Source organism: Campylobacter showae (genome assembly GCF_900573985.1).
GTDB lineage: Bacteria > Campylobacterota > Campylobacteria > Campylobacterales > Campylobacteraceae > Campylobacter_A > Campylobacter_A showae_E.
On sequence record NZ_UWOK01000001.1, the window covers coordinates 988,115 to 1,003,620 of the forward strand.

The window sequence follows — 15,506 nt, forward strand, 5'->3', positions numbered from 1 at the left end:
TGCTGTTCGCATCAGCTACAAAAACAAATAGCGACGCAGCGCTGATGGTTGCGTCCGTGATTATGTGCGCAGGTCTTATTTGGTGTTTTGCGGACTTGTTTTTGGTTTATATCGGTATCAAAAAAGACAATCTAAATAGACGAATTTAAAATTTAATCCAAAGAAGAAAAATGAACAACGCGTATATGCTGTTTCAAGGCAAAGTTTCAGATACTCATCTGATGGTTATAAAAAGCGAGCTGGATAAAGCCGAAGCAGCTGGCAAGAGGCCTGATTTGACCCTGACGGCTACTGCGCTTAAAAGCCCTATGGTCGGACTGGTGCTTGGATTTTTATTCGGCTGGCTTGGTGTAGATAGGCTCTATAAGGGCGATGTCGGACTTGGAATACTCAAAATAATCCTTTGCATTGCGCCGATGTTTTTTGCCGTGCAAGCGGGACAAAAGGGCGATGAGGATCTGGCGGCTATGGCGATGATGATTAGTTTTGCGAGTCTTATTTGGTGTATTGCCGATCTATTTTTGGTCTATATGGGCATCAAAAAAGACAATTTCAAAAAAATAATGGCTTCTTTGTAAGCCAAATTTAAAGGAAAAATAGTGGGTAATTCGTATCTGTTATTTAAAGGTAAGGTTTCAGACACTCATCTGATGATCGTTAAAAACGAGCTAGATAGAGCCGAGGCGGCAGGCAATATGCCCGATCTAAAGCCGCTAACCTCACAGCTAAAAAGTCCTATCTTGGGTCTTATCATAAGCATTTTGTTCGGCTTTATAGGGTTTGATAGGTTTTATAAGGGCGACGGCGGCGCGGGGGTTTTGAAGTTCGTGTTAGCAGTCGGCATGGCAAGGGCGTCAAAAACCAATCCCGACGAGGCCGCTATCGCCCTTGCCGCCTTGCTTTTGTGGTGGCTGGCGGATATATTTTTGGTATATTTCGGCATTAAAAAGGACAATTTCAAAAAAATCTCGGCCTTTTTCTTAGGCTAAATTTAAAAGGATGAAAACATGACTAAATTTACTTCCGCCCTGCTAGCATGCCTGCTGTGCTCTAGCGCGGCGTTTGGCTTTGACCCTATCGGTTTTATCAAAAAGACCGTCGGCGACGAAGACGACGTCACTGCGGGCTTTAGCAGAGATAACCTTCTGAATGTCGTCAAGGATGACGTATATAAGCTGATGTGGCAGGATAGCTATGGGAAGGATATGTCCCCGCTTATTATCCCTTCTATTGAGGAGCAAAACTCGCACGATAAGCCTATGACCTACGCCGAGGCGGTTCGCTACTGCGATGATTTAAATTTTGCCGGTTTTGATGACTGGAGACTGCCCACGGCAAACGAGCTTTTAAGTATCACGGACGATACTAGGTTTAACCCCGCTATAAACAAAGCCTTTAAAAACGTCGCATACGAGACGAACGACAAAGGCGAGAAAAGCTACGGCCGGTACTGGAGCTCTACTGGGCGTGCCGACGACTCGTCTCGTGCGTGGCTCGTGGATTTCTGGTTCGGCGGCGTTGGCTGGAGCGGCGTTTCTTATCGCTACTTCGTGCGGTGCGTCCGGCAGTATTGATTTTTGAAAATTTAGATAAAGGAAAAAGTATGAAAAGATATATAGCCGCTTCCTTGCTGTTTTGCGGTCTGCTAAATGCAGAGGCGCTAAGTCCTACGTGCTACCGAGATAACGATAAAAACGTAGTGGTATGTAGCGAAAAGAAACTAGGAAGACTAATGTGGCAGGACGAGAAGCAAAACTTTGAAGGAACGTGGGAGCAGGCGCAAGAATACTGCAAGCTAGTAAGCCTAGTCGGGTACAAAGACTGGCGGCTACCTACGAGAGTTGAGCTGCTAAGCATAACGGATAAAGCAAGATCCAACCCCGCTCTAAATACCGCTTTTAAATACATAGTAGACTCTGACGATCCGTATTATTGGAGCCAGACTAAAAGCGCCGACGGCTCGTCTTTCGCTTGGATCGTGAATATCAGGTACGGTGGCGCTCGCTGGGGCGACGTTTCTAATCGCAACTTCGTGCGGTGCGTCCGGCAGGATTGATTTTTGAAATTTCTTTTTTGAGAAATTCGGACTTAGCGGCGGTACTTTAAAAAAGCTTTTTTGCTCCCATTATGGGAGCTTTTTAAATTTTGGAGAATAAAATGAATAACTTTACTGCTGAGCAGATACTAAAGATAAATGAGATTTTTAGTAGGATCGTCGACTGCAAGGGAAATTTGAAAGTGTTTAAGGATTTTGATTGGGATGCTCGCAAGGGGGACGTTATCTTATATACAAAAAAAGAAAACCAAAAAGCAACCAATAAAAGATCTTTTTCCGGTAAGAATTTTTCTGATAAATTTGAAACTACACTAGAGAAATGCTACGAGGAAGCAAATAAAATGTTTCATCTATGCAAAAGCGGTGAAATTGAAAATTTTAGCAACTATATACCAAATATTGAGAAACTTAAAATAGATAGTGATTTTGGGTTAAAAGACCAGTTCAATACAAGTATCTCTATTTTACTATACAAATTTCAAGAGCTTAAAAAAGAGGATTTTGAAATTTTATACGAAGCGTTTTGCGAAATTTTGGAAATTTGCAGTTTTAAATTAAAAGATGCCGACAATAAAACTATCATATATATGAATATATTTAAAAAATTACTTGACTACTTCTGCGGTAATTTTTTAAACAATAAATCCTGGGAGTTATCGTACAATCATAATCAAAAATGTATAGATATAGATGATGACTTAGCCGAAAAACTAAAAGAATGCTATGAAATAAATAAATTCGTTTGCAAGATTAAACTTTTTATAAAAGAAAACTATGAGCCGCTAAAAAGCTTTGAAATAGATTGGGATAAATTTAAAAATAGCTTAGATGGTAGCAGCAAAGAGTTGTTTGACAAAAACTCGGGTATTTACAGACAAGTCGGCAAAATAGTAGGAGCTTTTTATAGCTTAACACAAAACGACTCAAAAAATATCATCTACTACGGCGCGCCCGGAACCGGCAAGACGAAATTCGTAAAAGACCGCCTCGATATTTTAGACCCAAATCGCGCTAGAGCCGAATGGGTGCAGTTTCACAGCGGCTTTGAATACGAGGATTTTATAGACGGCATAAAACCGGTCGGGATACAAAACGGAAATTTAAATTTGGCTTTGACAAACGGCATATTTAAAGAATTTTGTTTAAAAGCAGCGCAAAACGATAAAGAAAATTTCTTTTTCATAGTAGATGAGATAAACAGAGCTGACATAGCGGCGGTATTTGGCGAGACGTTATCGCTTTTGGAGGAAAATTACCGCGGAGAAAGCATAAAGACCAAAAACTTTCCGTTAAGCAATCAAGAGTTCTTTATACCTGCAAATATCTATTTCATCGGTATGATGAACGACGTGGATAAGAGCATAGACTGCTTTGACTTGGCTCTAAGAAGGCGCTTTACGTGGATTTTGATGGAGTGCGATTATGATGTTTTAAACGATTTGGATAAAAAATACAGCGGCTATAAAGAAAAATGCGAAAATTTAAATAAATATATTACTAGCGAAACGTATGAGCTAAACGGCAAGCAAGAGCAAGACGGCTTAAATTTAGGCAGAGCTTACGAGATCGGACACTCGTATTTTCTAAAAAAAGCCAAAATGAGCGAGCAAGAAATTTGGGATAGGCATATAGAACCGATCTTATGCGAATACATAAGAACGCAGTTTAGCGACGGCGAAGTAGAGAAAAAGCTAGAAACGGCTAAGAAAATTTTCGTAGGCTAATGCGATGTTTGAAGATAATAGCCGCTGCAAGTACACCGAGTATCAAAAAGAAATCACCTTTGACGAGCTGGCAAAAGGCAAGACGGATGTAATCTTTTTAAACGGACGGCACGATAAATTTAAGCCGAAAATAGTAAAAAATAAAAAAACGCATCAAGAAGAAGATGCGCACTATATCCTTAAAAAGTGCGAAGACGGTAACTATATATTCGGCAACTATATAGGCCGTTTTACCTTTGAGGGGCAAGAGTACGTCATAAACTCTCGTTTCGGCAAAGAACTAGAAGCCGAGCTTTTAAAAACTATCGACTCGTCGTTTTTTAGCTCTGGCGGTAGCGTCGCAGGCGCAAGCGGCGACATTCCTATGGACTACGTCCTTTATGCCTCATTTATCAGCCGCTTAAAGCTAGCCAAGCTAAGCGGCTTCCCAAGCGTTTATAAAAAGATTCCTTTTAGAGACTACGCCCTGCACGGAAGCCTTGACGTTAAAAATTTCATCAAAAAAGATCAGCCCTTTATGGGTAAAATTTCAAGCCGCAAAAGCTCGCGAGTGCCCGACGAAGTGGTCGCAAGGGTGCTTTTAAAAGCTTACGATATCTTGGTTAGAAAAAACCCTAAATTTGCGCTTTACGATAAGGAGATTAGAAATTTTTTGCTAGCTAACGCTAACGGCGAGATGAAAAGCGTAAAAGATATAAACGTAGCCTTAAACTCAAAATCCGTGATGAACGAGCTTTATAAAGACTACAAAATCGCTCTACAAATCGCCAGAGTTATCATTTTACAAGATTCAAGATGCGTGAACGAAAACGCCGTCAAAAATCTAAATTTTGGTTATTTGCTATATGCGCCTAATCTTTTTGAGCTTTATGTCGAGAGGCTCATAAGAAGCGTATTAGACAAATTTGGCGGTAATTTTAGGCTAGAAACGCAGTATAAAATTCCGGACTCAAATTTGAAACCTGATTTTGCGATAACAGACGAACAAGGGAAAATTTTAGCCGTTTTAGATGCTAAATATAGGCATTTTTGTAATAAAAATAGCCCTTGCAACGAAACCGATATATCAAATTTAGTCCAAATCGGTAAATATATCGCGGCCTACAAAGCAGAAATGGGGATTTTGATATATGCTCAAAGTAGCTTTCCGAATAAAGTAATTTTTCAAGATAAAAAACAAGAAAAAGAACCCGTTTTTTTATTAAGTATTTTTAACGCTTCAGATGATGAAAATACCTATGAAAAAGAATTTGAGCGGCGTATTATCGATTTTAAATCGAATTTAGTCAATGCTATAAAGAAAAACTTCAAGGAGATAAAATGAAAAAATTTCTAATGGTCGCATTGGCGGTAGGCTTATGTTTTCAATTGGCAAACGCCGTAAAATTTGGAAGTATTTTAAAAGATACCGGTACCGGCGGCGCAAAAGCTACAGCCAAAGCAAGCGAACGGCAAAGCGTAGCCGAGAGCCGAAGCGATGAGGGAGCTTCAAGTCCGCAAGCTCAAGAAACGCAATACGGCAAAATAGACGCTAAATTTTGGTATGGAAGCCAGGTGGTATATTCGTCGGACGACTCCAATGTCAGTGTTATATTAACAGCGCTAAAACCGACAAAAGCAACGGGCGGAAAAGAGCAGGGGAGCTGGGAGGTAACCATGGGCCCTAATCGTTTTGGATGCAATATGGACGATAGGCTTGAAAAAATCGATTTTGACGTATCGGGTGTTTCTTGTAGAGCATACGATGATTATGCAAAAAAAGTCGATATTAAGCTACTTTCCGTAGATGAAGTCAAAATAAAAATTACCTCAAAAAGCGGAGATATTAGAGAGGAGACTTTGAAACAAAAGCTTCATGTGCCGATTTTTAAAGGCCTTGTTTGTCAGAAAAGAAAATATAACGATGAAGGTGAAGCCTATGAGTGTCATGAAGATATGAGCGTTCAATATCCGCTCATAAAGACTGCCGATCTTAAAGAATATGCCGAAAGAATGATAGAGGATTTCGTTAAAACCGATCATGGATTTTTTTGTAGTAGCCAAGGGAGAACATCTAGTAGAAATGTTTATTATGTCTATAAAGATATGGTATTGATAGGAAATTATGATCATTATGATGCTTGTGGTACGGCTCATCCTGCTTTTGAATCGCAAATTTACATAGGCGAAAAGGAGATACCAACCTCAGATATTGTAAAAAATAAAGTGGGTTTGGCTGCGGCTATTAAAAAGCATATAGCGGATAATTTAGACAAATATGGATATGGTTCCTATGCTAATGAACGCTTGCAAGAAATTAAAACCGTAAAAGACAAAGCGAATATAAAAATCGTAAATGATTATTTTATAATAGATCAGGGTTCAATCGATACATTCTATCTGTCCAACAGCGCAAGCTCAGACAAATATACTTTAACTTACCGAGAGGTAGAACCGTATTTGACAGATAAGATCAAGGCTTACTTTAAAAATACAAGTAAGCAAAATTTAGACCAAAGCTCGCAACAAAATATAAAACAAAATTTTAAGTTTGAATCACTTCCTAAAAGCAGATATGAAGACGAGCGCAAGGGGTATATAAGAGACTCCAATACGTTTTGGCTTAAAGAAGATTTCAAGAATTTTAATGAAACGAGTTTGGGGTATTGCCAAAAAGGCGTTTTGGAGGCCTGCATGAGGCTGGGAGAAAATTTCATGCTGGGCATAGGATTAGACGTGGATTTCGAATCAGCTCAAAATCTTTTTAACCACGTTGCTAAAAATACGGATTATGAGTATCTAAAAGATAGGGTTGCTCAAAACATCGGATTTATAATAACGGCAAAGAAGAGCAATGCGGGTAAAGGCAAAGAGCTTGCGATCGCCAAGCAAATGTATATAGGAACACTTACAGCTTGCTTGGAAAAAGATTACTCGGCTTGCATAATTTTTATGAATTTATCGGAAATGCTTCCTAGTCAGGTCGGTAGCCTTACGCTGGACGGCAAAGAGCGTAGTCCGGTTGAGCTTTCTCTTGTTGCTGTTAGTATATTTGCGGATAGTAGCGCAGCCAGGGAACAAGCCGATATTTCTCATTTTCTAGAATACAAGAGAGATATATTTAAAGAATATATCCCAAGTCAAACTCAGGCGCCGCAAGCTTCCTTGCCTCAGCAAACGCCTGCGTCCACAATGCCGCAGTCAAATTTGCAAATTTTAGGCAAAAAATACAAATTCACCGACGGTTTTAGCATAGACGCAAACTCGGGCATCGTCGTAGATGCGATTTATGGTTTAGCGTGGCAAGATGCGGCGGAAATTTTTAAAGGTTCGTATAAAGACGCCGTGAGCTACTGCGAAAATTTAAACTACGGCGGTTACTCGGACTGGAGATTGCCAAGCGCCAGCGAGCTTTTAAGTATAACCGACTACGGCAGATATAAACCGGCTATAAACAAGGCGTTTAAACACGTTGGCAAAGAGGGCGGCGATAAATACGGCTCGTATTGGAGCTCGACCGGAGCTAGCTTTGATGCCGGCGGAGTCTGGGTCGTGCAGTTTGGTAGTGGCTTTGACAACTGGGTCAAGATAAACTCGGCAGATAGCTTCGCACGCTGCGTGAGAAATTTAAAATAAGGAGAAAATATGAAAAAATTTATCTTTCTAGCAGCATTTTGCGCTCTTTTAAACGCGGCGGAGATAACGCCGCGGTGTCAAAGAGACGACGCCAACGAGGTTGTCGTATGCGCAGACAAAAAGCTTGGAAATCTAATGTGGCAAGACGGCACAAAGATAGCAGAGGCTACGTTTGAGCAGGCTAAAGACTACTGCGAGAATCTAAATTTTGCTGGATACGCCGGCTGGAGACTACCGAATAAGGCTGAAATTTTAAGCATAGCCGATAAAAGCAGATATGAACCGGCTATAAAAAGAGAGTTTAAATACATAGCCCGAGTCGGCGCGTCTTACTGGAGCGGGGATAAATTTGAAGGCGATAAAAACCGTGCGTGGATAGTCGTTTTCAAACGAGGCGGAGATAATTGGAGCGAGCTAGATAAGTCAAATTTCGTGCGCTGCGTGAGAGATCATCAATAAAATTTAAATTTTAGAAAGAAAATATGAAAAAGTTAATTGCGCCTTTTGTACTTTTGGTTGCGCTTGCTAGTTTGGCGGGCGCAAAGGGATTTTTAGACGACGTGGGTTCGGCCTTTAGTAGGGGCGCCGATAGGCTTTTAGGTGGTATGCCAACTCCACTAAAAGGCAAGGCGTATGATACCGTATTTACGCAATACCGAAACGAGCCTTTCGACGACTGGGATAATCATAACTTTAAAAAAATCGGCGAAATGCAACTATTCTACTGCAAAAGAGGCTTGCCCGAGGCTTGCGGCGATTAAGGCGGGGATTTTATGGTCGGACTATATACTCAAATAAATTTTAGTGATGCTAAAAAATATATAGAATATGCTATAAAAAACACCAAATACGAAGGGCTTAGGGAGTATTATAAACTAACCTTGGACATAGCGGACGAGCTAGCCAAATATCCGGACGAAGAAGTAGTAAAAGTCATAAATAGTAAATTTAGAGCCTACGCTTCGGATTGTAAAGATAATATCGGAGTAAAAGACGCATGCGCGATAGCGCTTGTTTATAGCACCATGCTTCCAACCGATATGCTGGGCTTAACAAAAAAAGATTATGATGAAGTGGTATTTCCTGGCCTAGCGGCTCTGGATTTAAAGCGAAACGGCGAGGCGGAATCTAAGATTTTTAAATTTTTGGCGGTTTTTTTAAAATAAAAGAGCTCAATAAAAAGCTCTCGCAAAATGAGATTGACGAGGTCAATGCCCTGCTTGGCAGCATAGATAGCAAACATGAGTCTAAAAAGTAAGCGGATATATACCGCGACGATAGCAAAAACATCGTGATAGATAGCGTATATAAGCTGATGTGGCAAGACGGAGCGGATATATTTGAAGGCGATTAGAGCACAGCGAAACGTTACTGCGAAAATTTAAATTTCACGGGATACTCGAATTGAAGGCTACCGAGCAAGGATGAGTTTTTGAGGATACCAAATAAAAACAAGAACAATGTTTTTCAAAAACACAGAAGAACAATATCTATGGAGCTCTACAAAGCATCCAAAATCTTCATCTTTTTTATTTGTATCAAAGATAAAATATGCACGGGATAGTGACAATTACGGCGGAGCTAACGATCGAAATTTCGTTCGTTGCGTACGCAACTATTAATTTTAGGAGCAAAAATGAAAAAAATTCTAGCGTTTATAGCACTTTTTGCAATCTTCGCCGTAGGTGCAACTGCCGATCAGATGAGTGAAGTTGAGGCCGAAGAGTTTTACAAGTCAGAATTTAAAAAAGCCGGACTTCCGCCTGCATTAAAAGGAGAGGCTTATAAAAGAGTTTTTAACGAGTATATGGATGAAGATCCTGATGGGCTTTTGAGAAATGGCAAGTATAAAGAACTAGCTAAATTTAGGACCAAATACTGTTATAGAGGCTTTTACGAAGCGTGCCAAAAGCTGGGAGAGCAATATATGCTTGGCTTGGGAGTAGAGACGGATTTTAAACGGTCGGTTCTGCTTATGAATTATAGTTTGATAAATTCTGAGTATAAATACCTCAAAATACGCAGCAAAAAAATGTTGGATCTACTAAAGTCAATAAGCGAAGAAAAAGTAAGCGCCGACAAGCATACAAAAGCAATTATCCATGCTTTTGCAGAAGCTACAATGCAATGCTATCAAGAAAAAACAAAAGAAAGAAACTGTCTATTTTCCTTAATGTTATCTGAGGCTATTCCTACTAGCCTAATAGACAAAGAAATTCCAACATTGAATGGTCAAAAGGCTCTTGGTATAAAATTAGCTGTCGTTGAAATGATGAAGGAAGATATTGAAAAACATAAATCCTCTTCCCGGTTTGTCCCCATGATCATATACTATAATGAAATGTTTTCTTATGCATCTAACTCTAGGACACAAACTCCAAATTTAACTCAGTCCGAAACGATGCCTTCAAGTTATGAAGTGACGTATCGTGACGATAGTGAAAGAACCGTAGTGGATACTACTTATAGATTGATGTGGCAAGACGATGATAAAATATTTGAGGGCACATGGGACGAAGCTAAGCATTACTGTGAAAACTTAAATTTTGCATGGTATGACGACTGGAGCCTGCCTACAAGATCTGAGCTTTTGAGCATCATTGACGATAGCAAGGATCATCCAGCTATAAACGGCACCTTTAAAAACGTTAAGCAGGATCGATACTGGAGCTCTATGAAAAGCGCGGATAGCTCACCTAATGCTTGGGTCGTAAATTTTAAATTCGGATACGAAGGTTGGAGTAGCGCGTCCGGTAAAAGTTTTGTACGATGCGTTAGACGGTATTGATTTTGAAGTTTCCGTAGAAACAGCTGTATAAATAAGATTAAAATAAAGGAAAAATTCGTGAATAAATTTTTTATAACCTTAACGCTATTTTGTGTAACCTTAAATGCCGAAGCCTTAAAGGCGTTTTGCGATAAAAATGACGCTGAAAATATCGTAATATGCGAGGAAGCAAAACTAGGTAAGCTTGAATGGCAGGATGGAGCGGAAATTTTTCAAGGCACTTGGGATGAGGCGGGCCGCTATTGCGAGGATCTAAATTTGGCCGGTCGTTCAGATTGGAGATTGCCTACTAGATCGGAGCTTTTAAGTATCACTGCCGATAGCGAAAACAAGTTAACTATAAACGAAGCTTTTAAGAACGCCAAATCGGCATATTACTGGAGTTCCGTAAAAAATTCCGCCGATTCGTCCAATGCATGGGCCGTAAGTTTTAAAGGTAGCGAAGGGGTATGGGGTATTAAATTAACCAATCGTTATTACATTCGTTGCGTTAGGGTTGTTAAATCCCCTCAAGCAGGTCAAAATATGCGACCTAAAAGCAATGAACCTAAAGTATTGGATGATATTTTGAAGGTAATTTCAAATTTGGCTGAACCCAAAATAGTGTCATCCGATTATATTTTGTTGGAACATAACAACTTTATGCGTCGAAACGATGTTAAAGAGGTTGTGATAGACACGGCGTATAGACTAATGTGGCAAGACGGCGCCGAAATATTTAAAGGGACGTTAGATGAAGCAAAACAATACTGCAAGGATTTAAAATTTGCAGGCTTTAGCGACTGGAAACTACCTAGCAGGAAAGAGCTGATAAGTATAACTGATGGTCGCTATTATTCTAGCGGATCCATAAATCCTGTTTTTAAAAACTTCGAAACCGGTTTGTACTGGAGCAATACGAAGCACGCAGAATATCCGTCCATCATGCTGCTTATCAGTTTTGATTTATTCGGCGGCGTCGGCTGGGCCGGAGAGAATGCTGATTGCTTTGCAAGATGCGTGAGAGAGTATTGATATTAGAAAATTAAAAATAAAGGATAATCTATGAATAAATATTTAATAGCTATAGCGCTACTTTTTGTATCAGCGAACTCCGAAGCCTTAAAAGCTGTTTGTCATAGGGACGACGATAAAAGAGTCGTAATATGCGAGGAAGACAAGCTTGGGAGATTAATGTGGCAGGACAACACTACTTATAAATACGAATGGAATGACTCTAGACGCTATTGCGAAAAGCTAGGTCTAGCCGGATATTCGGACTGGAGGCTGCCTACTAGATTCGAACTTTTGAGCATTACCGACGATGGTAGGTATAATCCAGCGATAAACGAAGCCTTTAAAAATATCGAATCTGGGAAATATTGGACAAGTGAAAAAAGTGTAATCAGTAGGAATTGTATATGGAATGTGAATTTTATAGACGGTAGCTACGGCGACTTCGAAAGATCTTCAGATCGCCACTTCATCCGCTGCGTCCGAAACTACTAAAATTTAAAATTTCGGCCTTGAGGCGGTGAATGTTTGCCGCTTTCAGGACATTATAAAGCCTAAATTTGGTATAATTCAGCCCAAAGGAACAAAAATGAACAATCTAAAAAGAACAACGTCTCTAAGCGTTAAATTTGATAAAAAACGCTTTTATAAACAGCACATCGCCGTTGCTATGGAAAACAATCTTTTCGAGCGCGCTTTTGAGCTAAATTTGGGACTTTTGGAGCTTAAAATTTCAAAGAAGGAAAAAGAAGAGGCGATTTGCGAGCTAAAAGACATAGTTCGCAAAGTCCCGCAGGATCAGCTTGCCAGATGTCTTTACAGGCTCGCCGTTTGCCTTGCGAGGCAAGATAAGCTCGACGAAGCTCAAAAGTTGCTCAAGGAAGCGCTTGAGGCTTTAGACTGCGACGACGAACATCTAAGGGAAAAAATCGAAAATGAGCTTTACGAGATAGAACTTAAAAAACATCCTTTTCGAGGAATTTTTAATAAGAGTAATGAAGACGACTTATCGCTTGAATTTTAGATTTAAGGAATAAAATATGAACAAAAAAGACGCATTAAACGCAAGCACGAAACTCACCGCTACATACGAACAACTGTACATAATATATAAACAAGGTAGAGGCGAAATAGAGAATAGTTTTTTAAAAAACAGTAACTACATAGAATTTTTTAAAAATAAACGCGAGCACTTTGAGGCGTTTTTTGATTATATAGGAGATAATTCAGTTGCCAAAGAAGGAGATAATTCAGTTGCCAAAGAAGGAGATAATTCAGTTGCCAAAGAAGGTTATTTGAAAGTACCTATGGAGTCCTTGCTGGATGGGCTACTGAAGAGCAAAGTTAAAGAAAACGGTAAAACAAAAACCATTAAATTAAATATCGGCGACTTAGAGAAAAAGATTAAAATACCTACGCCTAACGCTATTTCTCAAATTTGCAAAGATAAAGAAAGAAGGCTTCAAAAAGCTCAGTTTATAAAATTGGCCGTTAATAAGTATTTGGCCATTACTTCTTGCAACGATGATTGTAGAATTTGGCTTCCGATATGCGAAAATAATTTCTTGAAAGTAATGGACAAGGTATTTAAAATAGACAAAGATTGTTCTGAGCTATTTTACTTACCGTTTTTTTCGGTGGTTGATTCAGAAATTTCTTTAAGCGGTATTCTAAAGGCAAAATTTGACGATGAACTTTTTGAGGATATATCTTTAAATGCAGCCAAAGCTTATAAAATAATAGTTGGCAAACCTTTGCCCGCTGTAAATACGCCTAGTGCTACCTCATCCGCAATGATGTATGCCGCCCCATCACCGGTCAAATTAGCATCGCCTACAATGGCTTTTTTTACGCAAAATTTAACCTCAAATCCAATCACCCTAATAGACTTCAAAGAAAAAATAGCTATCAAGATCCAAGATAAGACCCTGCATGTCATGGGGCTGTTTTCAGATAAACTAATAGAGTTTTTAAAAGAGTGCAAACATATCTTAAACAAAAATAAGAAAGACGAAATTTTACTCGTTAGTCCAAATGCCAAAGAAGACGAGGAAACGACGGCTCAAATTTTAACCTTTTACTCCATGATGTTTATGCTAAATCCAAATTTCATAAACGATCTATTTCATCCTAAAATGTAGCAGTGGCGGCTTTCAAAAGCTTCTGAAAGACTAAAGCTATAATTCTTGCATATTTTTACAAAGGAGAAGATATGCAAGAACCACAAGATAGCGCGCAAAGCGAAATAGCCGGGAAAAGCGGCGAGGAGATAATCGCCTATATCAAGGAAAAATACGATAAATTTGCCGACGAAACCCAAAACTCCGTCGAGGCGCTAGAGATAAAATTCGTACTAGCAACGGCCGGTATAGGCATAGACGACCCTAAAGAAACCGTCGAGAGACTACAAGACTGCGTTTCCTACTTTAAGGAAAATATCTTTCCGTGCACCTATTTGCTAAGACAAAGAGCAATAGAATACACCCGCGCTCAAAATACTTTTATAAAATCTATGAATAAGTTTATAAAAAACATCTCCCTTATTAGGCTTGAGGCATTTGTTTTTGGGACGATATTTGGCGTTTTTTTGATGTTTTTGCTGCATTTATAGTAAATTTGGGCGCAAATATTACCGCGCCCTTTAAATTTAACTCTAGTTTTTACCTTTCTGCTATTTTTTTACCTCTTTTGCCTTAATTTTCTCAAATTTACCTTCCATTTTTTATCTCAAATTTTTAATCAAACCCCGACAGGCGCGTCATTCAGAAGCTTCTGAAAGAAAGATGCGACAATTCCATCATAATTTCAAAACAAAGGAGAAAAGATGAGACCGATAGGTTTTTTAAGGTACGAAGAGGGAGAGCAAAGCTCTGGCGAGATAGGATTTGCCAAACAAGAAGAAGACGCGCAAATTTGCAAGGAGGGCAATCTCATAATCCCTTGCAACTTCACTCACGCTGCTATCATCGGCGAGACTGGTTGCGGCAAAACTACTTCGATGATATATCCAAATTTGCTCGACAGGATGCAAAGAGGGCATGGAATATTCGTGTTTGACTACAAAGGTTGCGAAGAGAGCGCGGTTAAGGCTCTGGCTAAAAGAGCGGGCAGGTTAAAGGATGTCGTCGTTGTCGGAACGTTTCTTGGCGAAAAGATAAATTTGATCAAAGATATCTCGGGCAGAGACTTTAAAAATACCACTAGCTCTCTTATGAAAACCATAGATAGTTTTTGGCAAGAATACGGCGCAAATTTGACGCTGAGTATATTTAACTTTTTAAAAGCATTGGGCGAATTTACGGACATCGTTGGAAAACATAACATAAGGGGTTTTGCTCAAGCCGTCCGCCTAAGCGACGCATATCCGTTCAATATCCACACTATAAGAAATTTGACGCAGGATATTTTAAAATTTACCGAATTTTTAGCAAGCGTTAACGGCGACTTGAAATTAAACCTAGACCAAGTCGTAAACGAGAAAAAAGAGGTTCGCCTGAGGCTTAAAGATCTGCTAGCGTCTAAGCAAAATTTGATCGATATTATGGGTAGATTTGATCTTACTAAAGCAAAAAACGAGGAAAGGGTAATAAATGACTTTAGAAATCTCTCCATCATGGCTACCGTTATCAACGAACTAGCCGACGACGAGACGGTAAACGCCAACAAAAACAGTATCTCGCAGTATCTAAACGAAGGCAAGATAGTCGTGTTTAACGCGATAAACTCAAGTAGCCAAACTTTGGCTATGCTTTTAGATAGCTTTATTCCGAGCTTTATCAAAAGAGCCGGTGGGAAAAATTTGATCCCTATTAGCTTATTTTTAGATGAAACGGCAAAAATCGCCGGCAAAAACTCAAATTTTCACGAGGAAATTTTGCGCCAAAGTAAGGTCGAACTTATCCTCGCCTTTCAAAACGAATCCACTCTAAAAAAGGAGCTGGGATATGATAAATACGAAGCCTTGATAGGAAATATGGTAGACATATATCTGATGAAAAACAAAAGCTTGTTTACCATCGGCGCGGACGCGGTAAACTGCTCTAAACTAAAGCCTTTTGAGTGTTTACATGACGGTGAGAGAAATTTGCTAAAGCCGATGTTTATAGACGAGATCGAGAAGCGCGAGGCAACGTATGAGTTTGAGCTCATAAATAAACTACAAGAAAAAATACTCGAAAAAAAAGCCAAAGGATGCGTGATGAAATTTAACGAATGGCATTTTAGAAACGGGCAGATAACCCTCGTGGACGTAAAGAGCGGAAAGGAGAAAATTGGTGAGCTAAAAGATAGTGTGCTTGGAATTTAATGCGGCAGGGGCGATGGGTAGTTG

17 protein-coding genes are annotated in these 15,506 nt (G+C 39.5%); all 17 read left to right on the forward strand.

The genetic code is table 11. The annotated features are described in order from the left end of the window. Positions 1–170: 170 nt before the first annotated feature. The 17 genes from EE116_RS04975 (at position 171) to EE116_RS05055 (ending at position 15,482) form a co-directional block, all read left to right on the forward strand. Positions 171–578, forward strand: a complete 408-nt coding sequence (locus EE116_RS04975) for a TM2 domain-containing protein (protein WP_122873483.1) — start codon at positions 171–173, stop codon at positions 576–578. A gap of 21 nt (positions 579–599) precedes the next feature. Next, the gene (locus EE116_RS04980) at positions 600–989 is read left to right on the forward strand and encodes a TM2 domain-containing protein (RefSeq protein WP_122873484.1); all 390 of its coding nucleotides are present in this window, start codon (positions 600–602) and stop codon (positions 987–989) included. A gap of 18 nt (positions 990–1,007) precedes the next feature. Further along, positions 1,008–1,574, forward strand: coding sequence for an Lcl C-terminal domain-containing protein (locus EE116_RS04985; RefSeq protein WP_122873485.1), 567 nt, complete (start codon positions 1,008–1,010; stop codon positions 1,572–1,574). 29 nt (positions 1,575–1,603) lie between these two features. Next, complete coding sequence (locus EE116_RS04990) at positions 1,604–2,056, forward strand: Lcl C-terminal domain-containing protein (protein WP_122873486.1); 453 nt, start codon at positions 1,604–1,606, stop codon at positions 2,054–2,056. Between the two features lie 101 nt (positions 2,057–2,157). Further along, a complete protein-coding gene (locus tag EE116_RS04995; RefSeq protein WP_122873487.1) occupies positions 2,158–3,780 on the forward strand; it encodes an McrB family protein in 1,623 nt (540 codons plus the stop codon). A gap of 4 nt (positions 3,781–3,784) precedes the next feature. Further along, complete coding sequence (locus EE116_RS05000; RefSeq protein WP_122873488.1) at positions 3,785–5,104, forward strand: 5-methylcytosine restriction system specificity protein McrC; 1,320 nt, start codon at positions 3,785–3,787, stop codon at positions 5,102–5,104. Continuing rightward, positions 5,101–7,395, forward strand: a complete 2,295-nt coding sequence (locus EE116_RS05005; protein WP_122873489.1) for an Lcl C-terminal domain-containing protein — start codon at positions 5,101–5,103, stop codon at positions 7,393–7,395. Before EE116_RS05000 ends, EE116_RS05005 begins: the two co-directional genes overlap by 4 nt. A gap of 9 nt (positions 7,396–7,404) precedes the next feature. Next, on the forward strand, positions 7,405–7,854 hold the full coding sequence (locus EE116_RS05010; RefSeq protein WP_122873490.1) for an Lcl C-terminal domain-containing protein: 450 nt from the start codon (positions 7,405–7,407) through the stop codon (positions 7,852–7,854). Positions 7,855–7,877: 23 nt separating this feature from the next. Then, positions 7,878–8,156 carry a hypothetical protein gene (locus tag EE116_RS05015; protein ID WP_122873491.1) on the forward strand — a complete coding sequence of 93 codons (279 nt, stop codon included), beginning with the start codon at positions 7,878–7,880 and terminating at the stop codon, positions 8,154–8,156. A gap of 12 nt (positions 8,157–8,168) precedes the next feature. Continuing rightward, positions 8,169–8,561, forward strand: a complete 393-nt coding sequence (locus EE116_RS05020; RefSeq protein ID WP_122873492.1) for a hypothetical protein — start codon at positions 8,169–8,171, stop codon at positions 8,559–8,561. A gap of 470 nt (positions 8,562–9,031) precedes the next feature. Further along, on the forward strand, positions 9,032–10,183 hold the full coding sequence (locus EE116_RS05025) for an Lcl C-terminal domain-containing protein (protein ID WP_122873493.1): 1,152 nt from the start codon (positions 9,032–9,034) through the stop codon (positions 10,181–10,183). 57 nt (positions 10,184–10,240) lie between these two features. After that, complete coding sequence (locus EE116_RS12585) at positions 10,241–11,197, forward strand: Lcl C-terminal domain-containing protein (protein ID WP_122873494.1); 957 nt, start codon at positions 10,241–10,243, stop codon at positions 11,195–11,197. Positions 11,198–11,227: 30 nt separating this feature from the next. After that, positions 11,228–11,671 carry an Lcl C-terminal domain-containing protein gene (locus tag EE116_RS05035; protein ID WP_122873495.1) on the forward strand — a complete coding sequence of 148 codons (444 nt, stop codon included), beginning with the start codon at positions 11,228–11,230 and terminating at the stop codon, positions 11,669–11,671. A gap of 94 nt (positions 11,672–11,765) precedes the next feature. Next, entirely contained in the window at positions 11,766–12,200 is a 435-nt protein-coding gene (locus EE116_RS05040; RefSeq protein WP_122873496.1) for a tetratricopeptide repeat protein, read from the forward strand. A 16-nt stretch (positions 12,201–12,216) separates the two neighbouring features. Continuing rightward, positions 12,217–13,317, forward strand: coding sequence for a hypothetical protein (locus EE116_RS12590; RefSeq protein ID WP_206159238.1), 1,101 nt, complete (start codon positions 12,217–12,219; stop codon positions 13,315–13,317). A 71-nt stretch (positions 13,318–13,388) separates the two neighbouring features. Further along, positions 13,389–13,787 carry a hypothetical protein gene (locus EE116_RS05050; RefSeq protein WP_122873497.1) on the forward strand — a complete coding sequence of 133 codons (399 nt, stop codon included), beginning with the start codon at positions 13,389–13,391 and terminating at the stop codon, positions 13,785–13,787. Between the two features lie 213 nt (positions 13,788–14,000). Further along, the gene (locus EE116_RS05055; protein ID WP_122873498.1) at positions 14,001–15,482 is read left to right on the forward strand and encodes a type IV secretory system conjugative DNA transfer family protein; all 1,482 of its coding nucleotides are present in this window, start codon (positions 14,001–14,003) and stop codon (positions 15,480–15,482) included. Positions 15,483–15,506 lie beyond the last annotated feature (24 nt).